Annotated in this window: 22 protein-coding genes; 12 read left to right on the top strand and 10 right to left on the bottom strand. The window is 67.8% G+C overall.

Going from position 1 to position 20484, the window contains the following annotated elements; all coding sequences use genetic code 11:
- Positions 1 to 48 precede the first annotated feature (48 nt).
- On the top strand, positions 49 to 390 hold the full coding sequence (locus ACI8U3_RS03840; protein WP_415013541.1) for a type II toxin-antitoxin system RelE/ParE family toxin: 342 nt from the start codon (positions 49 to 51) through the stop codon (positions 388 to 390).
- A gap of 27 nt (positions 391 to 417) precedes the next feature.
- Entirely contained in the window at positions 418 to 714 is a 297-nt protein-coding gene (locus ACI8U3_RS03835; RefSeq protein WP_415013540.1) for a helix-turn-helix domain-containing protein, read from the top strand.
- Here the strand turns inward: ACI8U3_RS03835 and ACI8U3_RS03830 are convergent, their stop codons facing one another.
- The 3 genes from ACI8U3_RS03830 to chpT form a co-directional block, all read right to left on the bottom strand.
- On the bottom strand, positions 715 to 1530 hold the full coding sequence (locus tag ACI8U3_RS03830) for a CheR family methyltransferase (protein WP_415013539.1): 816 nt from the start codon (positions 1528 to 1530) through the stop codon (positions 715 to 717).
- Positions 1531 to 1535: 5 nt separating this feature from the next.
- A complete protein-coding gene (locus tag ACI8U3_RS03825) occupies positions 1536 to 1919 on the bottom strand; it encodes a response regulator (protein ID WP_415013538.1) in 384 nt (127 codons plus the stop codon).
- A gap of 111 nt (positions 1920 to 2030) precedes the next feature.
- Positions 2031 to 2681: a histidine phosphotransferase ChpT gene (chpT, locus tag ACI8U3_RS03820; RefSeq protein WP_415013537.1), complete on the bottom strand. Its 651-nt coding sequence runs from the start codon at positions 2679 to 2681 to the stop codon at positions 2031 to 2033.
- Between the two features lie 94 nt (positions 2682 to 2775).
- Between chpT and cysQ the strand changes: the two genes are divergently transcribed.
- Positions 2776 to 3579, top strand: a complete 804-nt coding sequence (gene cysQ / locus ACI8U3_RS03815; RefSeq protein WP_415013536.1) for a 3'(2'),5'-bisphosphate nucleotidase CysQ — start codon at positions 2776 to 2778, stop codon at positions 3577 to 3579.
- Between the two features lie 88 nt (positions 3580 to 3667).
- Here the strand turns inward: cysQ and ctrA are convergent, their stop codons facing one another.
- Positions 3668 to 4369, bottom strand: coding sequence for a response regulator transcription factor CtrA (ctrA, locus tag ACI8U3_RS03810; RefSeq protein WP_415013535.1), 702 nt, complete (start codon positions 4367 to 4369; stop codon positions 3668 to 3670).
- Between the two features lie 372 nt (positions 4370 to 4741).
- Between ctrA and ACI8U3_RS03805 the strand changes: the two genes are divergently transcribed.
- The 4 genes from ACI8U3_RS03805 to ACI8U3_RS03790 all read left to right on the top strand — a co-directional run bounded on the left by ACI8U3_RS03805 (position 4742) and on the right by ACI8U3_RS03790 (position 8523).
- Positions 4742 to 5104 (top strand): helix-turn-helix domain-containing protein, encoded by a 363-nt coding sequence (locus tag ACI8U3_RS03805; RefSeq protein ID WP_415013534.1) that lies wholly within the window; start codon positions 4742 to 4744, stop codon positions 5102 to 5104.
- Positions 5101 to 5814, top strand: coding sequence for a DUF6456 domain-containing protein (locus ACI8U3_RS03800; protein ID WP_415013533.1), 714 nt, complete (start codon positions 5101 to 5103; stop codon positions 5812 to 5814). Before ACI8U3_RS03805 ends, ACI8U3_RS03800 begins: the two co-directional genes overlap by 4 nt.
- 148 nt (positions 5815 to 5962) lie before the next feature.
- Positions 5963 to 7225, top strand: coding sequence for a hemolysin family protein (locus ACI8U3_RS03795; RefSeq protein ID WP_415013532.1), 1263 nt, complete (start codon positions 5963 to 5965; stop codon positions 7223 to 7225).
- On the top strand, positions 7222 to 8523 hold the full coding sequence (locus tag ACI8U3_RS03790; RefSeq protein WP_415013531.1) for a hemolysin family protein: 1302 nt from the start codon (positions 7222 to 7224) through the stop codon (positions 8521 to 8523). The genes ACI8U3_RS03795 and ACI8U3_RS03790 overlap by 4 nt, the downstream gene beginning before the upstream one ends.
- Positions 8524 to 8582: 59 nt before the next feature.
- Here ACI8U3_RS03790 and ACI8U3_RS03785 read toward each other — a convergent pair whose 3' ends face one another.
- Positions 8583 to 9026, bottom strand: a complete 444-nt coding sequence (locus ACI8U3_RS03785; protein WP_415013530.1) for a SufE family protein — start codon at positions 9024 to 9026, stop codon at positions 8583 to 8585.
- Between the two features lie 181 nt (positions 9027 to 9207).
- On the opposite strand from ACI8U3_RS03785, the gene ACI8U3_RS03780 reads away from it, so the two are divergent.
- A complete protein-coding gene (locus ACI8U3_RS03780) occupies positions 9208 to 10848 on the top strand; it encodes a sensor histidine kinase (RefSeq protein WP_415013529.1) in 1641 nt (546 codons plus the stop codon).
- 199 nt (positions 10849 to 11047) lie between these two features.
- Here ACI8U3_RS03780 and ACI8U3_RS03775 read toward each other — a convergent pair whose 3' ends face one another.
- The 3 genes from ACI8U3_RS03775 to cysK all read right to left on the bottom strand — a co-directional run bounded on the left by ACI8U3_RS03775 (position 11048) and on the right by cysK (position 13880).
- Positions 11048 to 11473, bottom strand: a complete 426-nt coding sequence (locus ACI8U3_RS03775) for a MucR family transcriptional regulator (RefSeq protein ID WP_415013528.1) — start codon at positions 11471 to 11473, stop codon at positions 11048 to 11050.
- A 157-nt stretch (positions 11474 to 11630) separates the two neighbouring features.
- Positions 11631 to 12848 carry a DUF2336 domain-containing protein gene (locus ACI8U3_RS03770; RefSeq protein WP_415013527.1) on the bottom strand — a complete coding sequence of 406 codons (1218 nt, stop codon included), beginning with the start codon at positions 12846 to 12848 and terminating at the stop codon, positions 11631 to 11633.
- 51 nt (positions 12849 to 12899) lie between these two features.
- Positions 12900 to 13880, bottom strand: a complete 981-nt coding sequence (cysK, locus tag ACI8U3_RS03765) for a cysteine synthase A (protein WP_415013526.1) — start codon at positions 13878 to 13880, stop codon at positions 12900 to 12902.
- A gap of 203 nt (positions 13881 to 14083) precedes the next feature.
- On the opposite strand from cysK, the gene fliI reads away from it, so the two are divergent.
- Both fliI and ACI8U3_RS03755 read left to right on the top strand, forming a co-directional pair.
- Positions 14084 to 15439, top strand: coding sequence for a flagellar protein export ATPase FliI (fliI, locus tag ACI8U3_RS03760; protein WP_415013525.1), 1356 nt, complete (start codon positions 14084 to 14086; stop codon positions 15437 to 15439).
- A complete protein-coding gene (locus ACI8U3_RS03755; protein WP_415013524.1) occupies positions 15436 to 15846 on the top strand; it encodes a flagellar export protein FliJ in 411 nt (136 codons plus the stop codon). Before fliI ends, ACI8U3_RS03755 begins: the two co-directional genes overlap by 4 nt.
- Before the next feature lie 160 nt (positions 15847 to 16006).
- Here ACI8U3_RS03755 and recA read toward each other — a convergent pair whose 3' ends face one another.
- Both recA and ACI8U3_RS03745 read right to left on the bottom strand, forming a co-directional pair.
- Positions 16007 to 17080: a recombinase RecA gene (gene recA, locus ACI8U3_RS03750; protein WP_415013523.1), complete on the bottom strand. Its 1074-nt coding sequence runs from the start codon at positions 17078 to 17080 to the stop codon at positions 16007 to 16009.
- Positions 17081 to 17245: 165 nt separating this feature from the next.
- Positions 17246 to 19768, bottom strand: a complete 2523-nt coding sequence (locus ACI8U3_RS03745; RefSeq protein ID WP_415013522.1) for an ATP-binding protein — start codon at positions 19766 to 19768, stop codon at positions 17246 to 17248.
- A gap of 131 nt (positions 19769 to 19899) precedes the next feature.
- Between ACI8U3_RS03745 and ACI8U3_RS03740 the strand changes: the two genes are divergently transcribed.
- Both ACI8U3_RS03740 and ACI8U3_RS03735 read left to right on the top strand, forming a co-directional pair.
- A complete protein-coding gene (locus ACI8U3_RS03740; protein WP_415013521.1) occupies positions 19900 to 20187 on the top strand; it encodes a type II toxin-antitoxin system RelE/ParE family toxin in 288 nt (95 codons plus the stop codon).
- A complete protein-coding gene (locus ACI8U3_RS03735) occupies positions 20187 to 20483 on the top strand; it encodes a HigA family addiction module antitoxin (protein WP_415013520.1) in 297 nt (98 codons plus the stop codon). Before ACI8U3_RS03740 ends, ACI8U3_RS03735 begins: the two co-directional genes overlap by 1 nt.
- Position 20484 lies beyond the last annotated feature (1 nt).

Below are 20484 nucleotides of genomic sequence, written 5' to 3'. Positions count from 1 at the left end.
GGCGCGCTTGACTTGCCTGTTATGCGTCATTGACGTATATAACGTGACGTGGACAAGCCGCTGAACGAAGTCGCCTTCACCGCCAGCTTCCTTGCTCAGGCCAAGGCCGAGGGCATGACGGAAGCGGAATTGGAGACGGTCGTTCGCGTTCTGTCTGCGGACCCTGAGGCGGGTGACCTGATCGCTGGTTCGGGCGGATGCCGAAAGGTCCGTATTGCTCGCAAGGGCGGCGGCAAGTCCGGAGGCTATCGCGTGGTGACGTTTTTCGCGCGTCGGGCGATGCCGGTTTATGCCTTCGCCGTTCTCGCAAAGGGAACACGCGCCAACTTCACGGACGCCGAGGTCAGGGCCATGGCCACGGTGACGAAACGGATACTGGCGGGGCTTTAGCCCCGGGATTGGAGATTGGGTTCCTTCATGCCGAGCAAGAATTTCGACCGCATCATGGAAGGTCTGGGCGAGGTCGCCGAGATCGTGGAGGGCAAGGCCAGGCCTGCCCGCACCTATTCAGCCCCCGCCGACATCGATGTGAAGGCCATCCGCCTCCGCGAGGGGCTCAGCCAGGACGCCTTCGCCGCCAAATACGGTTTCGCGGCTTCTACCTTGCGCCAGTGGGAGCAGGGACGTCGTCGACCGGAAGCCAGCGCCCGCATCCTGTTGAAAGTGATCGAGCGCCACCCGGAGGCTGTCCGGGACGCCTTGGCGGCGGCCTGATCAGGCCGCGCGCCTCAGGGCGGCGGGCGCCTTGACGAAGACGCCGGGGCGGCCGGGCACGGGGCGGAAGGAGTCGGGGCGCTCGCCCACGCTTTCGTCCAGGCCCAGAAACAGACAGCCGTCGTCCGCCAGCGCCGTCTCGAGCACATCCAGCGCCCGGGCGCGGCGCTCCGGCGCCATGTCGCCCAGCACGTAACGACAGAAGATCACGTCGAAGCGGCCGCCCGGCGGCGGCTCGTCCAGCAGGTTGGCGCGGGCGAAGGAAACGGCCGAGCGCAGCCGCGGCTTGACCTCCCACATGTCCTCGCTCTGGTCGAACCAGTTCAGCAACTGGCGGGCCGACAGGCCGCGCTGGACCTCGAACTGGGTGTAAAAGCCGCTCTTGGCCTTTTCCAGCGCGCGCTGGGACAGGTCTGTGGCGACCACCTCAACATTGGCTTCGCTCTCGAGCGCGGGCATGGCCAGGGAATAGGCTTCCTGTCCCGACGCGCACCCGGCGGACCAGACGCGCACCCGGCCTTCAGGACGCACGCGCGCGATGGCGGGCAGAACCTCTCGGGCGAAGGTGGCGAAGGGTTTGCGGTCGCGGCGGAACCAGGTCTCGGGGTTCAGCACCGCCTCCATGGCGCTCCACGCCAGGGCGGCGGGGGCCTCGGCGCGCACCGCGTCCATCAGGCCGTCGACGCCGGAATAGCCCTCGCGCCGCGCCACCGGTCCCAGCCTGTGCGCTGCCAGATGCGCCCGGTCGGCCCCCAGCAGGAAACCCGTGCGGCTGACCAGCAGCGACTGCAGATGATGCAGGTTCTCGGGCGTCATGAGGGTCAGACCACCCCCGCCTCGGCCAGCTTGGATTCCAGAATCTCGCCGTCGAAGGGCTTCATGACGTATTCGTCGGCGCCGGCGTCCAGCGCTTCCTGGATGCGGTCCACCTCGGTCTCGATGGTGCAGAACAGGACCTTGGGCCGATCGCCGCCCGGCTGCGCCCGCAGGCGGCGTAGGAAGGTCAGGCCGTCCATCACCGGCATGTTCCAGTCCAGCAGGATCACCTCCGGCGTCGCGGTGGCGCAATAGGCCAGCGCCTCGGCCCCGTCGCCCGCCTCGTCCACCTCGAATCCCAGCTCCTCGACGATGCGGCGCGCCACCTTGCGGATGATGCGGCTGTCATCGACGATCAGACAGGTTCTGGCTTCGACAGGGGGATGCAAGGTCAGCGATCCGGACGGTTTCGGACGCACGACCGCGCCCTTAACGTCTTATGGTCCTTTGCGGTTAACGAGCGGTTGGCGGACAACCTTAAGCGGTGTTCAGCATGTTGGTCACAGCGGCATGCGCGCGGTCAGGGTGACGCGGTCGTCCCCGACGGTGAAACCCAGCGTCCCGCCGTGGTCCTTCACCGTGCGCCACAGCCAGTAGGACTGGATCCATTGCCCGGCCAGGCCCTCGGTCAGGCGCTCGCCCGCCAGGCCCGTGGCCGCCTCGGGTTTCAGCCGGGCGCGGGGGCCGGCGGCCTCGCCGCGCAGGGTCAGCCACCCGTCATCCTCGTGCGCCGAGATCGTCGCGGTCCCGCCGCCGGGCAGGGCGGCGCCGCTCAGTTGCACCAGATTCAGCAGGGCCCGCGCCTGGGGCTTGGAGAACTCGCGCGCCTCCACCCGCCATTCCAGCGAGGCTCGCGCCCCCTTGAACACGCTCTCGCACAGGGGTTTCAGCTCGTCAGCGGTGAAGCGTTCGGCGCTCGCGGCCGCGCCGTAGGCCACCCGGGCGAAATTGATCAGGGCGATCAGCTTCGCCGAGCTGGCCTCCACCAGCTCCAGCGCCTCCTCGCGCATGTCCTGCGCCGAGGGGTCCCGCATCAGGTCCAGGCCGGAGGCGATGGCGCCCGCCGGGCTGATGAAGTCATGGCACAGCTTGCCCGTCAGAAAGGTCGCCAGGTCGGCGCCGTCCATCACGGTATCGGAGTCGGTGGTCATCGTGTCCCGCAGCCCACATTTATCACAGCCGCGACAAGCTGACCTGATTTGCCGGTTCTTCAAACGCCCCGCATGGTCTAAGGACCGCCCCCTGATGACTGCCCTTTCCCCCGAACTGAGCCGCGACCTGGAATCAGGCCGCCTGACCGAACAACTGGCCGAGATCGCCGAAGAGGCGTCCGCCCTGATCCTGCCGTACTGGCGCGCCGACGCCGCCGTCACCACCAAGGCGGATGACAGCCCGGTGACCGAGGCCGACCAGAAGGCCGAGGTCCTGATCGTCGAACGGCTGACCGCCCTTTATCCCGGCGTTCAGACCGTGGCCGAGGAAGCGTGCGCTGTCGACGGTACGCCGGACGCGGAGCACGCCTTCTTCCTGATCGATCCCCTGGACGGCACCAAGGCCTTTGTGGGCGAGCGCGAAGCCTTCACCGTCAACATCGCCCTGGCGCATGGCGAGCGGGTGCTGGCGGGCGTGATCTCGGCCCCGGCCATGGGTCAGACCTGGCGCACGGGTGGAACCGGCGACAAGGCCGGCGCCTTCACCCGCCGCTTCGGCGAGCCCGGCTGGCGTCAGGTGCGTGTGCGCGAAAAGCCCGAGCGCGGCTTCGCCCTGATCAGCCACTCGCTGGGCGAGGACGAGGCCCAGCGCATCGCCGCCCGCTTCGGCTGCGCCGAATGGCAGGCGCTGGATTCGTCGGTGAAGTTCTGCCTGATCGCGGAGGGCCGCTACGACGTCTATCCGCGCACAGGCCCCACCTGCGAGTGGGACACGGGAGCTGGTCAGGCGATTCTCGAGGCCGCCGGCGGCCGGGTCATCACCCTGGAGCAGGGCCAGACCCTGACCTACGCCAAGCCGAAATATCTCAATCCGGGCTTCGTGGCCCTGGGCGGGTAAGCTTCCGCAGAGCTTCGCTACGCCCGAAAGCAAAAAAGCCCGCCGGATCGCTCCAGCGGGCTTTTCTTTTATCTGATGACCCGAACGATCAGGCCGCGTTGGCCGTGGCGTTCTCCTGCGGGTCGCGCAGCACATAGCCGCGGCCCCAGACGGTCTCGATGTAGTGCTTGCCGCCGGCGGCCGTGGCCAGCTTCTTGCGCAGCTTGCAGATGAACACGTCGATGATCTTCAGCTCGGGCTCGTCCATGCCGCCGTACAGGTGGTTCAGGAACATTTCCTTGGTCAGGGTCGTGCCCTTGCGCAGGGAAAGCAGCTCCAGCATCTGGTATTCCTTGCCGGTCAGGTGGACCCGGTGGCCGTCCACCTCCACCGTCTTGGCGTCCAGGTTCACGGCGATCTCGCCGGTGTGGATGATGGCCTGGGCGTGACCCTTGGAGCGGCGCACCACCGCGTGGACCCGCGCCACCAGTTCGTCCTTGTGGAACGGCTTGGTCAGGTAGTCGTCGGCGCCGCCGCCGAAGGTCTTGACCTTGGTCTCCACCTCGGTCGAGCCCGACAGGATCATCACGGGGGTGTTGATCTTGCCCACGCGCAGCTGGCGCAGAACCTCGAGGCCGTTCATGTCGGGCAGGTTCAGATCCAGAAGAATGAGGTCGTAGTCGTAGATCTTGCCCAGATCGACGCCTTCCTCACCCAGATCGGTCGTATAGACGTTGAAGCCTTCCGACTTGAGCATCAGCTCGATGCTCTGCGCGGTCGCGCTGTCGTCTTCAATCAACAGAACACGCATCGATGCCCCTCCAGGCGAACCTTGACCATAAGGCCGCTCGCACAGGAGCGGGTAACCTTTCCGACCAGTTAAGGCCGCAAAAACCTTAAGAACGGTTAATGCCGAATCGATAGTCTGATTTGCGAATCGGCGTCCAGTGCGGCGAGTCAACGATTCGAAGTTTCTTTGCCTGGAACGGTCGGTCACCTGCACGCCTGACGGCCCGGCTTGACCGACCATCGTTCAAATTCCCGCATCTCCGCCACGCCAATGCCGCATGTCTTAACGGGGTGCGTCCGAAAGTGACGCACAAAATAGGAATATAATCCTCACTGCTAGTGGACGGGTCCAGCATGGCGTCGCGCCGCTGGGGCGCCGGAACCGGAGAGGGAGATGTTCGAACACGACGAAATTCTGGACCAGAGGATCGAGCAGGCGCGGGCCGACCGCGCCCGCGCCCTTCTGGCCCTGCAGGCGGTGGCCAGCGAGACGGGGGTGCCCGCCGCCTCCATGCAGTCGCGCGGGCGGGTGGGGCGCGAGGTGCGCCGGGCCCGCTGCCTGGCCTTCTATCTGTGCCACACCGAATACGGCTGGCCGCTCTATCGCGTAGGCGCCGCCTTCGGCCGGGACCGCACCACCATCGGCATCGCCTGCCGCGAGGTGGAGGACATGCGCGACGATCCGGGGGTGGACCGCTTGCTGGAGCGCATCGGGCGCGGTCTGGCGGCCATCACCGGCATGGCGGCGGCGGCATGACCGGGACCGATCGCATGCGCACCCTGCTGCTGCGTCCCGGCGCCTGGATCGAGGCGGCGGAGGAAGACGGCCTTTATCGCTTGAGGCTCAGCCCCGATCGGCGGCGGCGTCCGGCCATGAGCCTGGACGAGGCGGCGTTCCGCGAGCTGGCGCGCGATCCGGGTCTGGCCGTTCTTAAGGGCGGCGGCTGGACGGCGCGGGCGGGGACGGCGCGGTCCGAACGGTCGCCCGCCGGTCGTCCCGGCCTCATCGAAGGCGATCGCCAGTTGATGGCGCCGGACGGAACCGTCACATCCCGCCCCGCCAATCTGGGCGAGTCCCCCATCCTGTGGCTGGCCCGTCGCAAGGATCCCAGCGGCCGTCCCTGGCTGAGCGCGGCCGAGGTGGCGGCGGGCGAGAAACTGCGCCTCGACGCGGAGCTGGCCAGCCTGGGCCCGTCCCTGACCATGCGCTGGGACGCCCTGCCGCGCGGCGGGGCCGGGAAGGGGGCGCCCTCGGGGCCGACCGACCGGGCGCTGGCCGCCCGGCGCAGGGTGCATCAGGCCCTGTCGGCCATGACACCCGAGCGCCGCGCCATGCTGGAGCGCATCTGCATCCACAGCTCGTCGCTGCAATTGGCCGAACAGGGTCTGGGGCTGCGCCGCAGACAGGGCAAGACGGTCCTGAAACAGGCCCTGACCGATCTGGCGCGCCACTACGGGATCGGATGACGGGCGCTTGCGTTCATGGCGCATTCGTCATCCGACCCTGCCCTTGTGATGGTTGTCGTCGCAGCACGCTGGTATGGTCCGATGATCCCACCATCGAGGCGCCCGCACCATTTTCAGTTACCTGATTCCCCTAGGCGTCATCCTCCTTATGGTCGCGGCCAACGCCCTGTACGTGGCGGCCGAGTTCGCCACCGTCGGCGCGCGGAAGTCTCGGGTGCAGGAGAGCGCCGAGGCCGGCAGTCTTCCTGCTGGCAAGCTGCTCGGCATTCTGCGTGATCCGACGAAGCTGGATGACTATGTGGCCGGCTGTCAGGTGGGCATCACCATCTCGAGCCTGGTCGCCGGCGCCTATGGCCAGGCCCAGCTGACCCCCTTGCTGGCCCCGCTTCTGGGCGCCGTGGGCGGACAGGTGACGGCGATCGTCATCGTCCTGCTGGCCGTCACCATGCTGCAGGTGGTGCTGGGCGAACTGCTGCCCAAGACCATCGCCCTGCGCTATCCGGAACGGCTGTCCATGGCGACCCTGGCGCCCATGCGGCTCAGCCTGGTGCTGTTCCGGCCGCTCATCTTCATCTTCAACGGGACCGCCTTCGCCATTATGCGGCTGTTCCGGCTGAGCGCCGACCACAGCCACACCCATGTCCACTCTCCCGACGAACTGGAGGGCCTGTTCAAAGCCAGCGCGGCGGGCGGCCTGATCGACGCGGACGAACGGGACATGCTGTCCGGCGCCCTGAGCGTCCACGGCCGGCTGGTGCGCGAGATCATGACCCCGCGCGCCCGCATGGTGCGGGTCAAGGCGAAGGAAACCGTCGAGGCGGCGCTGAAGCGGGTGGCCGAGACACCCTATTCGCGCTTTCCCGTCACCGGCGACACAACCGACGACGTGGTGGGCATCATCCACCTGCGGACCCTGTTCGCTGCGTTTGAAAAGACGCCGGGCGCCCTTGCGGGCTCCATCAAGAGCGACCCGCTCATCGTCGCCGATGTGATGAGCGTGCCCAGCCTGTGGCAGACCCTGCGCGAGCGCGGTCGGCGCACCGCCATGGTCATCAACGAGTACGGCAGCTTCACCGGCCTGGTGACGCTGGAGGACGCGCTGGAGGAAGTCTTCGGCGAGGTGCAGGATGAGTTCGACAATGAGGACGAGCTGTTCGTCGCCGACGGCCCCGACCTGAGCGTGCGCGGGGATGTCCGCCTGTCCATGCTGGCCGACCGCCATGGCGTCGTCCTGCCGGAAGATCGGGCCGACACGATCAGCGGCCTGGTGTGGCACGAGCTGGGCCGGCTGCCCGTGGTCGGCGATCTGGTGGTGGTGGAGGACTCCACCGTCAAGCTGGCGGTCGAGGCCATGGAGGGCTACGCGGTGCGCCGCGTCCGGATCAAGCGCGAGACGGAGGCCGAGGGATGATCGACGTCCTGCTTCCCATCGCCGCCATTCTGGCGCTCGTGATCGTCAACGGCGTGTTCGTGGCGGCGGAGTTCGCCCTGGTCGGCGCCCGGCGAAGCCGCGTCGATATTCTGGCGCAGAACGGCAACCGCGCAGCCCAGTGGTTGCTGCGGATCTTTGATCGCGAGGCGGGCAAGGATTCCTATATCGCCATCGCCCAGCTGGGCATCACCCTGGCCAGCATCGGCCTGGGCATGTACGGCGAGCCCGCTGTCGCCCGCTGGCTTTACGGTCCGCTCGAAAATCTCGGCCTCAGCTATGACCAGTCCCACGCCGTGGGCTTCGTCATCGCCCTGAGCGCCATCACCTTCCTGCACGTGGTGTTCGGGGAAATGATCCCCAAGGCCATGGCGCTGCAGGCGCCCGAGAAGGTCAGCATCTCGCTCAACCCCGTGATGCGCCTGTTCGCGGTCCTGTTCCGGCCCATGGTCATGCTGCTGAACAGGATCGCCTTCGGGCTGATGCGTCTGCTGGGGATTCCGGACCCGGGCAAGGGGGCGATGCTCTACAGCTATCAGGAGCTGGAAATCGCCACGGAGGACATGATGTCCACCGGTCAGATGAACGGCGCCCAGGCCAGGCTGATCGAGAACATCTTCGAGATGGAGGACCGCTCGGCCCAGGAGCTGATGACCTCGCGGGCCCGCATGGTCGCGATCCCCGTAACCGCCGGCGCCGACGAGATCGCCGCAATCATTTCCGAGCACACCCTGGCCCGCTATCCGGTTTTCGACGGGTCTCTGGACGACGTGATCGGCGTGCTGCACGTGAAGGACTTCATCCGGGCCCGCGTGACGCAGGGCCCCATCGACCTCAGGACCCTGGCGCGTCCTGCGCCGCGCGTGGCGGCGGGCATGTCCGCCTATGACCTGATGGCGCTGTTCAAGAAGCAGCGGGTTCACGGCGCCCTGGTGGTGGACGAGTTCGGCGGCGCCCTGGGCTTCGTCACCATGGACGATCTGGTGGCCGACCTGATCGACGAGGAGAGCGACGCCGGGTCCGAGTGGATCACGGTCCTGCCCGACGGCGCCATGTTGCTGGACGGGGAGGTGACTCTCGCCGAGCTGGAAGAGGATCACGATCTGAACGTGGCCCATCCCGAGGTTTCGACGGTGGCGGGCCTGTTTCTCGCCAAGACCGGCGTGCTGCCCAAGCGCGGCGACGTGTTGAACCTCAAGGGCGTCCGCTTCATCGCGGAGGATGTGCAGGGGCTGAAAATCCTCCGCGTCCGGCTCGAACGCCCGCCGACGAGGCGTTAGGGCGCCGGGTCGTCACCCCACGCTGTCTGCGCCGATTGCACCGTGCGACAGCGACGTGCTCAGGCCCCCGTCGCGGCGGCATCCCGGATGCGGCCGATCATGGCGTTCAGGCCGTTGGCGCGCTGCATGGTCAGGGCCTGCGGCAGGCCAAGGCGGTCCATGGCGGCGCGGGCGTCGAAGGCCAGGATCTCGTCCGGCTTGCGGCCGGAATACAGCCGCAGCAACAGCGCAATGTTGCCCTTGGACAGGTGGCTGTCGGAATCCGCCAGGAAGAACAGCCGCCCGCCGTCGCGCATGACGTGCAGCCACACCTGGGCGGCGCAGCCGGGCACCTTGTTGGCCTCGACCCGCGCGTGGTCGGGCAGGGGCGCCAGACCCTTGCCCAGCTCGATGACGTATTCGATGCGCGGCTCCCAGTCGCCCAGCAGGTCGAATTCCTCGACCAGTTCGGCCAGGGTCTCGTCGATGCTCTGGGCGGGCGGGGTCAGGGCGGCGTCGGTCATGGGCCGCAGATAGACCCGCCGGCGGCGCCTCACAACAAGGCCGTCCCCAGGAAGTTGCGGCGTTCCACCGGAATCCGGTCGCCTGACGCGCGAGCGATCTCGCCCCGGTGCGCCCCGGCCCCTAATCTGTTCAGTCGCGCGCGATGCGTGTGAACCGAAACCGCAACGGACCGCCTCCCGCTTGACCGACCCCGCCGCCCCTGTCGAAACCGGCGCGCCCGTCACGGGCGCCCCGCCGCCGCTGGCCATGTGGCATGCCGGCTGGGCCACCGCCTGCGCGGTGCTGGCGCTGGGCGGACGGTTCGTGGGCGCCGGGGTCGAGGGGCCCGCCGCCCTGGCGCTGATGGCCATGGTGGCGCCGGGGCTGGGCGGATTGCTGTTGCTGCGCCGTGACGGGTTTCGGCCGCGCCTGGCGCTGCTGACCGGCTGGAGCGCGGCGGCGGTTCTCGCGGCGGTTCTCACAGGCGGGCTGAACGGTCCGCTGGCCGCCTTTGTCTTCATGCCGCTGATCGCCGGCCTGGCGCTGGGCGGCGTACGGCTGGCCCAGATGGGCGCGCTGGGCGCCGGTCTGGCGGCGGCGGGGGGCCTGGCTGCCGTGATGATCGGCGCGCCCACGGACGATAACGCCGTGCTGGCCGCCCTGACCGGGGTGATGGCGGCGCTCGCCGCCTCGCTCGCCCTGAGGCTTTCGTTTTCCGCCCGCCAGAAGCGCATGGACCGGGCCGAAGCGGCCATGGCCCGTAGCGAGGCGATCCTGACCGGCCAGCCCGGTTTGACCCTGGTGTTGGCGCCGTCGGGACGGGTGCTGGCCGCCTACGGCGCGCCGCCGCCGGGCCTGTCGGCCGAAGCCCTGTTCGATCAGGGGCTGATCGCCGCCGTTCACGGTCCGGACCGGCCCGCCGTGCTGTCCGGCCTCGACAAGGCGCTGAACGGACTAGAGGCCCAGGCCCGCTTCGCTCCGCGGGAGGCGCTGGACCGGCGCGTGATGCTGGCGCTGAAACGTCTGGCCGACGGGCGCCTGATCGGTCAGATGCACGACGCCACGGCCCAATATGCGCGAGAAGCGGCCCTGGACGCCGCCCGCGGCGAGGCCGAGGCGCGGGACAAGGGCAAGACCCGCTTCCTGGCCGCCATGAGCCACGAATTGCGCACGCCCCTGAACGCCGTGGTGGGTTTTTCTGACATCATGCGCCAGCGCCTGTTCGGCCCGCTGCCGGACAAGTACGCCGACTACGCCGTCTCCATCCACGAGGCGGGCGGGCACCTGCTGGCGGTCATCAATGACGTGCTGGACGTGTCCAAGATCGAGGCGGACCGATATGAACTGGCGCTGGAGCGGTTCGACGCTCGCGACGCCTTGTCCGAAGCGGTCGCCATGGTTCGCCTGAACGCCGACGAGAAGGGCGTGGATCTGAACAGCGTGCTGCCGCCTGAGGCCCTGACCGTCATGGCCGACCGCCGCGCCCTGAAGCAGATCACCCTGAACCTGCTGGCCAATGCGGTGAAGTTCACTCCGGCCCATGGGTCGGTGACCCTGACTGCCGAGGCGGTGGGGCCCTATCTGGAGATCGTGGTCGCCGACACGGGCGTGGGCATCGCCGCCGAAGACATCGCCCGGCTGGGCCGCCCGTTCGAACAGGCGGGGGACGCGGGCCAGAAAAAGATGGGCACGGGCCTGGGTCTGGCGCTGGTGCGGTCCCTGACCGAATTGCACGGCGGGCGGCTGATGGTGGACAGCACCCTAGGCGAAGGTTCGGCCTTCACCGTGCGCATGCCGGTGGCGGAACTGGCGCCGGCTGAAGGTCCGAAGGTCGAGGTTTAGGCCGACTGGCCTCCGCTCTCCTCCCCACTCAGTGGGGAGGGGGACCGCCCCGGCTGCTTGGCCGGGGTGGTGGAGGGGGTGGCGCTGACTGCAAAGAAATGGCGACCAGACGATAAACACCTGGCCGCCCCCTCCGTCACGGCGCGTATCCGCGCCGCGCCACCTCCCCATCGTTCCGACGGGGAGGAGATATTCAATCTTACTTGGCGCGGGCGCGGCGGGCCGGTTTGCGGCCGCCCTGGCCCAGGCCCATCTGCTTGGCCAGTTCCGAGCGCGCCTTGGCGTAGTTCGGAGCGACCATGGGATAGTCCTTGGGCAGGCCCCACTTGGCCCGATACTCTTCCGGGCTCATGTCATACTTGGTGCGCAGGTGGCGCTTCAGCGACTTGAACTTGCGGCCGTCCTCCAGGCAGATCAGGAAGTCCGGGGTGATCGACTTGCGGATCGAGACGGCGGGCTCCTGCGGCTCGGGCTCGGGCTGGGCGCCGCCGGCCTTGACCACCACCAGGGCGGCATGGACGCTCTGGATCACGCCCGGCAGGGCCTCGGCATCCACATTGTTGTTGCTGAGATAGGCCGACACGATGTCGGCGGTCATTTCGAGAAGTTCAGACGTTTCGTCCATGATCACGCTTCCGGTGTTCTGTTTGCTTTACGGGTCAGAAGCGGGCCGCCGCTCCCCATGCGGACTCGGCAATAAAGTCGTTTCGTTGGTTTATCAACAGCAATACGTCGCCGCGTAATCTACAGCGCTCGTCTTATCTTTACAGGCTGCGATGAGTTCAGCGTCCGAAGTTTTCAGCCAGGGCCAGCATGGCCGCGCGCTCGGGCGCGGAGTATTCGTCCAGCGCCTCTTCATCGCCTTCACGGATCGCCTGCATCAATTGCGGGGTCAGGGCCGAGGACAGGGACCAGTTCCAATAGCGCAGAACCGTCTGGGCCCGGTCGACGGCGAACATGTCATAGGTGATCATCACCCGCTCCCAGACCGGGTGGCAGTTTCCGTCCGGCGTGGTCTCGGGCCGGCGCATGGAGCGCCACAGGGCCTCCAGATAGCTCTTGGACAGGCCGGTCGCCTTGCACAGGATGGCCAGGGGCTCGCCGCCCGCGTCGCCCATGATCTTGGCGCCGGTCAGGGGTTTGATGCCCGACAGATAGGATATTTCCGCCGCGAGCTCGCGGTTCAGACCGCCTTGCGCCGCCACGCTTACGGCGTGCTCCAGGCTGTCATAGGGGCTTTTCTCGATGGCGGCCCGGTTCCGCTGGCGGCGCTCGATGAACTGCAACGCCTTGCGCGACACCGGGTCCTGCCAGCCTTCGGCCGCGGCCATGGCGAAGACGTCCTCCACCACCTCCTGCATCACTTCGCGCGATACGGCGAACCGTTGAAGGATGATGCGCCGCTCATCCGGTCCGGCCCACCAGAACATCACATAGGCCCCCGACGGCCGCATTTCGGGGCGCCGCAGCAGATGCTCGCACAACTGCGGGTGTGTCCGGCTCAGGCTGACCATGGCCTCGACCGCCGTCTGGGACAGGCGCGCGGTGGTGTTGCGCAGCACCGCCTCGATCACCGCCGGCTCATTGTGGACCAGCAAGGCGTCGGTGACCACTTCGGACAGGTTGCGTCGCGCGGCCAGCAGAAAACGGTGCTCCATCCCGGCCTCGGCGGCGCAGGCCATCAGGTCGGAATCCGAAAGGGCGGCGGATTGTTCGATCAGCACGCCCGCGATCTCGGGCTCATCGCGCAGCAGAAGGCGCGCCAGACTGTCGGGTATCTCGCCAAGCGGCGCCAGGCGTACGGCCACCCGGCGGCGGTCCTCGGGCGTGGCCAGACGCAGCATTTCGACCAGGAGATCGCCCACCACAGACCGCTCGAAGGCGTTCACCCGGCTGGCGGGCAAGGACACCACATCGGCCAGGCGCTTCAACAGCGCATGGCGCGCGCGCGGCCCCCGCGAGGGCGCGCCGTCGGCGGATGTGGCCGCTGGCTCGGACATGTCAGGCCAAGACTAGGCCGGAAGCGGTTAATCAGCGGTGATGAACGCGCCTTAAAGCCCCTCGAACAGCGCCGTGGACAGATACCGCTCGGCGAAGCTGGGGATGATGGCGACGATGGTCTTGCCGGCGTTCTCGTCCAGCGCCCCCTGGCGGAAGGCGGCGGTCAGGGCGGCGCCGGAGCTGATGCCCACCGGCAGGCCCTCGGTGCGGGCGGCGCGCCGGGCCATGTCGAAGGCGTCCTCGTTGGAGACCTGCTCTACGCCATCGATCATCGACTGGTCGACGATGGAGGGGATGAAGCCCGCGCCGATGCCCTGGATCTTGTGCGGGCCGGGCGCGCCGCCGGACAGCACCGGGCTGGCGGTGGGCTCAACCGCGATCATGCGCACCGAAGGCTTGCGCTGTTTCAGCGCCTGACCGACGCCGGTGATGGTGCCGCCAGTGCCCACGCCCGCGATGACCATGTCCACGGCGCCGGCGGTGTCGTTCCAGATCTCCTCGGCCGTGGAGACGCGGTGGATGGCGGGATTGGCCAGATTGTCGAACTGCTGCGGCTGCACCGCGCCGGGGGTGGCGGCCAGCAGTTCATTGGCCGTGGCGATAGCGCCCTTCATGCCTTTCTCGGCCGGGGTCAGCACCAGTTCGGCGCCCAGCAGGGCCAGCATCTTGCGCCGTTCGATGGACATGCTCTCGGGCATGACCAGGATCAGCTTGTAGCCCTTGGCGGCGGCCACGAAGGCCAGGGCGATGCCGGTGTTGCCGCTGGTGGGCTCGATGATCACGTCGCCGGGCTTTAGCTTTCCAGCCTGCTCCAGCGCCTCGATCATGGCCACCCCGATGCGGTCCTTCACCGAGGCGATGGGGTTGAAGAACTCCAGCTTGGCCAGCACGGTCGCCTTGGGCTTCAGCTCCGCCGACAGGCGCGGCAACCGGACCAGCGGCGTGTCGCCGATGGTGTCGACGATGGAGTCATAGACCTTGCCGCGCCCGGACTTCCTGTGGCGCGAGGCGTCGTAGGGTGTGTCGGTCATGGGGAAGGCTCCTGTCTGTCTTATCCGCGTGAGGGATAGATAGGCCCTTTGAGCGCGCATCAAAGGCAGAAATGCTGCGGTGGGCCGCCAGATCGGCTCAAACAGGGCGTCTCGGCCAGGCGTTCCTTCACCCCCGATTAACCGTTTCGCAGCATTTATTAACGGGTGAACGGCCGGGGGCTGTTCAGTGCTGAGGGGCAATCTTGCGCAATCTCGTCGCCGCTGTTGAGGCTGTGGATCCGCTGGTCGTGACCGGGAAGGTCGCGGGCGTGTCGGGCCTGCTGATCGAGGCGCGCGGCGGGCTGTCGCGGCTGGCGGTGGGCGCGCGGGCCGAGATCGGGCGCCGGGGCCACGCGGGCCTGCCGGCCGAGGTGGTGGGCTTCCGCGACTCCAAGGCCCTGCTGATGCCCTATGGCCCGGTAGAGGGCGTGGCGCCCGGCGCCGACATCCGCATTCTGGACGTGGCCGCCAGCGTGCGGCCGACCACGGCCTGGCTAGGCCGCATAATCGACGCTTTCGGCGATCCCATTGACGGCAAAGGGCCGCTGCCGCCCGGACCCGCGCCCTATCCCCTGCGCGCTGCGCCGCCCGCCGCCCATTCGCGCGGTCGGGTGGGCGAGCGGCTGGACCTGGGCGTGCGCTCCATGGACGTGTTCACCACCACCTGCCGAGGCCAGCGTCTGGGCATCTTCGCCGGATCGGGCGTGGGCAAGTCGGTGCTGCTGTCCATGCTGGCCCGTCAGGCTACCTGCGACGTAGTGGTGGTGGGGCTGATCGGCGAACGGGGCCGGGAGGTCCGCGAATTCGTCGAGGAGACCCTGGGCGAGGAAGGCCTGCGCCGCGCCGTGGTGGTGGTGGCCACTTCAGACGAGCCGGCCCTTAAGCGCCGTCAGGCCGCCTATATGACCATGGCCGTGGCCGAATATTTCCGGGATCAGGATCTGGAGGTCCTGTGCCTGATGGACTCTGTCACCCGCTTCGCCATGGCCCAGCGCGAGATCGGCCTGGCTGCGGGCGAGCCGCCCACCACCAAGGGCTACACGCCCACGGTCTTTTCTGAACTGCCCAAGCTGCTGGAGCGCGCCGGGCCGGGGCCGATCCGGCCGGACGGGACGCAAGCGGCGCCCATCACCGCCATGTTCACCGTTCTGGTGGACGGGGGCGACCATGACGAGCCCATCGCCGACGCCGTGCGCGGTATTCTGGACGGGCACATTGTCATGGACCGCAAGATCGCCGAGCGCGGCCGTTTCCCCGCCATCGACGTGCTGAAATCGGTCAGCCGGACCCTGCCGGACTGCCAGACCCTGCCCGAGCGCGAGCTGAACCGCCGGGCGCGCCAGTGTCTGAGCGCCTATTCGGACATGGAGGAGCTGATCCGCATCGGCGCCTACCGCGCCGGGGCCGATCCCGTGGTCGACCGGTCCATCGCCCTGAACCCCGCGCTTGAGGCGTTTCTGGGTCAGGACAAGGACGAGGTGACGCGCATGGCCGACTCGTTTGATCGTCTTGAAGCCATTCTGAACCAGGGCATGATCCCGCCGGAGACTAGCCAATGACCAGCTGGGCCCACTCGCTGATCCGCATTTCCAACTATGAGGTGGAGACGCTCCAGAAGCGCCTGGCCGAGATCACCGCGCGGCGCGCCTCCACGGAGATGCGTCTGGCGGTGCTGGACGCCGAGGCCGAGGTGGAGCGCGAGCGCAGCCGCAACGACACCCGGGCCGGCATGCTGCTGAGCGCCTATCTGGCCGGCTGGAAGGCCCGCAAGGCGGTCGCCGAAACCGATCTGGCCGCGCTGGACGCCGAGGAAGCCGGCGCCCGCGACGCCCTGACCTCCGCCTTCGAGGAACTGAAGAAGTTCGAACAGGTGGCCGAAGCCACCCGCCTCAACAAGCTGATCGCCGCCGCCAAGCGCGAGACGGCGGCGTTTGATGAGCTGGGACTGCGGCGGCGCGCAGGCTGAACACACCATACGCTCCCGACCGTGATTTGGGGGCTTTCCAGAAAAAGGCCGCCGGGGTTTCCCCCGACGGCCAGCACCTCCGTCCGGCCCGATCCCCGCGGGGTCGGCGGCGGGTCGCGGGGACCAGCCGGACGGAGTGTCTCGTGAAGCCGGGACCGGACTAGTCGTCCTGACCTTCCTCCGGCTCGGGCAGGCCCAGCATGTCCTCGGCGATCTGTCCGGCGTTGCCGCGCACCGCCTTCTCGATGGAGGCGGCGATGTCGGGGTTCTGCTTCAGGAATTCGCGCACGTTCTCGCGGCCCTGGCCGATGCGCTGGCTGTCATAGCTGAACCAGCTGCCGGACTTCTCGATCACCTCGGCCTTGACGCCCAGATCGATGATCTCGCCGATCTTGGAGATGCCCTCGCCGTACATGATGTCGAAGATCACCTCGCGGAACGGCGGGGCCACCTTGTTCTTGACCACCTTCACCCGGGTGGTGTTGCCCACCACCTCGTCGCGGTTCTTGATGGCGCCGGTGCGGCGGATGTCCAGGCGCACCGAGGCGTAGAATTTCAGGGCGTTGCCGCCGGTTGTGGTCTCGGGCGAGCCGTACATCACCCCGATCTTGTGCCGGATCTGGTTGATGAAGATGACGATGCAGTTGGTGCGCGAGATGGAGGCGGTCAGCTTGCGCAGCGCCTGGCTCATCAGACGCGCCTGAAGGCCCGGCAGGCTGTCGCCCATCTCGCCCTCGATCTCGGCGCGCGGGGTCAGGGCGGCGACGGAATCCACCACCACGATGTCCACGGCGCCTGAGCGCACCAGGGTGTCGGTGATCTCCAGCGCCTGTTCGCCGTTGTCCGGCTGGCTGACCAGCAGGTCGTCCAGATTGACGCCCAGCTTCTGGGCGTAGGTGGGGTCCAGGGCGTGCTCGGCGTCCACGAAGGCCGCAGTGCCGCCCGCCTTCTGGATCTCGGCCACGGTGTGCAGGGCCAGGGTGGTCTTGCCGGAGGATTCAGGGCCGAAGATCTCGATGACCCGCCCATAGGGCAGGCCGCCGATTCCCAGCGCCATGTCCAGGCCCAGCGAGCCGGTCGAGACGCTGGCGATCTCCGCCACCACCCCGCCCTTGCCCAGCTTCATCACCGAGCCCTTGCCGAACGCCCGGTCGATCTGCGCCAGCGCCGCTTCCAGCGCCTTGGTCTTTTCGCCGTCTTCCTTGCCCACCAGTTTCAATGCCGCCTGCGCCATGTTGCGAATCCTCTCCTACTGCCACGATTCCCGTCGCATCCCGGAGAGACCCCGCCTAAGGACCGCCCCCGTTCGACGTCCAGACTATGTGCATGGTTTGTTCTCGTTCGCAATATGTTCTTGTTTCGGAGGGCGACCGATTTTGACGCATGGACGTCAAGTGGCTCAAACAGCTTGGGTTTCGCGTATTTCTTCGCGACCGGCCAAGGCGGCGCCCATGGCTTCGAACAGGCCCGCCAGGGTGATGGGCTTGGCCAGGTGGCCGTCGGCGCCCGCCTCGCGGCCGGCCTGAACGTGCTCATCTAGGGCGTTGGCCGTCAGCATCAGGATCGGGGTCCGGGTCCGGCCCCGCTCCATCTCCAGGGCACGGATCTCACGCGTGGCGGTCAGACCGTCCATGACCGGCATCTGCATGTCCATGAGGACCAGGTCCCAGTCCTCGTCGCCATAGGCCTGCACCGCCTCGGCGCCGTCCACCACCGCCGTCAGCGCCATGGCCGTCTGCGACAGCATCACCTCGATCACCTTGCGGTTGGCGGGATGATCGTCGGCCAGCAGCACTTTCAGGGGCATGGACGCCAGATCGGCGCGTTCCACCGGCGCTGGTGCGGCCTCAGCCGTTTCCGCCTCGGCGGGCGGCAGGGGGATCTCGAACCAGAACACCGACCCTTCGCCCGGCGTGCTGTCGCAGTCCAGCGTCCCGCCCATCAGCCGGGCCAGGTCGCGCGAGATGGCCAGGCCCAGGCCCGTGCCGCCGAACCGGCGGGTGATGGAGCCGTCCGCCTGCTGGAAGCGGGTGAAGATGCGCGCCTTCTGCTCGGCGTCGAAGCCGATGCCGGTGTCGCGCACCTCGAACCGCACCCGGTCGCCTGCCGACGTCGCCACGGTCAGGGTGATGCGGCCATGGCTGGTGAATTTCAGCGCGTTGGAGACGAGATTGGCCAGAATCTGGCGCACCCGCACCGCGTCCCCGTCCACCACCCGGTTCAACGCCGGGTCGATTCGCTCCTCCAGCAGGACGTCCTTTTCCTCGGCGCGCAGCCGCCACAGGGTGGTGATGTCGTGGACCGCCTCACCCAGATGGAACGGCGCGCGCTCCACGGTGATCTGGCCGGACTCGATCTTGGCGCTGTCCAGGATGTCCGACAGCAGCCGTTCCAGCGTCTTGCCCGATGAACGGATGACCTCGGCCATCTCGTGCTCCCGGGGGCGCAGGTCCGCCCGCGCCAGGGCGTCGGCCATGGCCACCACGCCGTTCAGCGGCGTGCGGATCTCGTGGCTCATGTTGGCCAGGAAGGCGGACTTGGCCTGGTTCGCCTCCTGCGCCCGGCGGCGGGATTCGCGCAGTCGTCCGCTCTGACGCACCTGCCAGACCAGAACCACGCCCGCGCAAATCAGGAACACCACCGCGATGCCGACGATCCAGCGCTGTGACTGGATCACGTCGTCCTGAAGTCCGGCGTTGGTCTGGATCATTTCCAGCTGACGGCGGCGTTCGTCCAGCTGCGCCTGCATGTCGCCGGTGACCTGATTGATCCCGGCGGCGAAGCGCACGGCCGTGGCCGTTTCGTTGTTCAGGAAGTGGTCGCGCAGGACGCGGTAGGCCTCGGCGTCGCGGCCCTGTGCGAACAGCAGTTCGGCGCGGGCCAGGGGAACGCGCGAGACGCCTTCCTCGCGGAACTCGCCCGCCGCCTGCAGCCGCTCGATCCGCGCCAGGTCCCGCGCCGCACCCTCGGCCATGCCCAGCCGCGCCCGGGCGATGGCGCGCCGGGGCAGCATCTGCGCCGCCAGGAAATCGGCGGCGCCCAGGGTCTCTCCATAAGGCTCCAGACACGCCAGCACGTCACGCCACGCCCGGCGCGCCTCGGCCGTCATGGCGCACAGATTGGCGTCATAGACGATCAGGCTCTGCATGCCGGTGCGCTCTGCCAGACGATTGTGGGCCAGATAGAGGGCGTGGGCGGTTTCGGTCTGGCCGATCTGGGTCGACAGGCGGGCCAGATTGTACAGGCTGTCGAAATCAGGCCGCGGATAGTCGGGCTTGTTGTAGTCGATCTCGAAGCGGCCGAAGGCGGCCGTGGCGCCGGCCACGTCGTTCAGCTTCATCAGCCCGATGCCGGTCATCTCCCAAAGGCCGCCGTGAGCCGTGCGGGCATAGGGCGCATCATCCGGAACGCGGCTGTCCATGTCGGCCAGCAGCTCCAGGCCCTCGCCGATGCGGTCCTGATCCATGAGGGCCAGGGCGTAGATGCGCACCGCGTGCGTCTGGACGAACCAGTCCTCGGCCGTCTGCGAGATGCGTTCCATTTCGGCGGCTGCGGCTGTGTCACCCTCGTCATAGCGGATGGTCAGGGCGTTCAGGTTGGCGATCGCCTGATAGCGTTCGTCGCCGAGCCTGTTCGCGGCCTCGGCCAGCCGGCCGTTCCACAGCCGCGCCTGTTCGAACTCGCCCTGGTTCAGGCTGATCCATGTCACGTGATAAAGGCGGTTCAGGCCCTCGCGGTCATTCCGCGTCATGGCCTCGCGGCCGAAGGCGTACAGCGCGTCGAAGCTGGTCGCGCCCGCTCGCGCCTCCACCGCCTCAGCCAGCTCCATGGCTGTGCGAGCCGGCGTTTCGGCCCTGGTGGGGAAAGCGCCCGTGACGATCAGAATGAGGGCCGCAATAAACGCGGCGCGTACAACATGCATGCTACTAACCGTCCTGGGACGTTTCGCAGTATGCCCATCAATCCTTGATAAAGGGCTAGCGAAGTCGCCGCGGGGTCAAAAAACGTCGCGCGTCACTTGACGCTTGTCGCCCTTGCGAGCACATTGCCGGGGTGGAGATCAAAAGCGTCCGGCATAAGGCTCTGCGATCCTTCGCCGAGACCGGCAAGGCCAAGGGCCTGCCCGGCGATCTGGTCGAGCGTGTACGCAATATGCTGGCCTATCTGGATGCCGCCGCCTCAGCCGAGGAACTGCTGATCCCGCCTAATTACGGCGCCCACCGGCTAACGGGCGACCGGGCCGGGGTCTGGGCGCTGACCCTGACCCGAAACTGGCGCATGACGTTCCGGATCACCGATGATCGCGTGATCGAGGACATGGATCTGGAGGATTATCACTGATGGCCATTCGTCTTCACGGCTCCTTCGCGGTTCATCCGGGCTCCTGGCTGAAGACCGAGATTGTTACGCCGGCAGGCCTCAACGTCACCCAGTTGGCCCATGCCCTCGGCGTCACCCGCCAGGCGACCAGCACACTGCTGAACGGTCACACCGGGCTGTCGGCGGAAATGGCCATTCGCTTCGAAAAGCTGTTCGGGATCAGCGCCGACACCCTGGTCCGCATGCAGGCCGCCCATGACCTGGCCCAGGCCCGGACGGGAGAACGGTCCATCAAGGTGCATCCGCTGGCCGCATAGG

The sequence above is a fragment of the Brevundimonas sp. genome (genome assembly GCF_047617075.1).
In the GTDB taxonomy this organism is placed as follows: domain Bacteria; phylum Pseudomonadota; class Alphaproteobacteria; order Caulobacterales; family Caulobacteraceae; genus Brevundimonas.
Note: the sequence above shows the minus strand (reverse complement) of the source record. Positions and strands in the feature narration are given on the sequence as shown.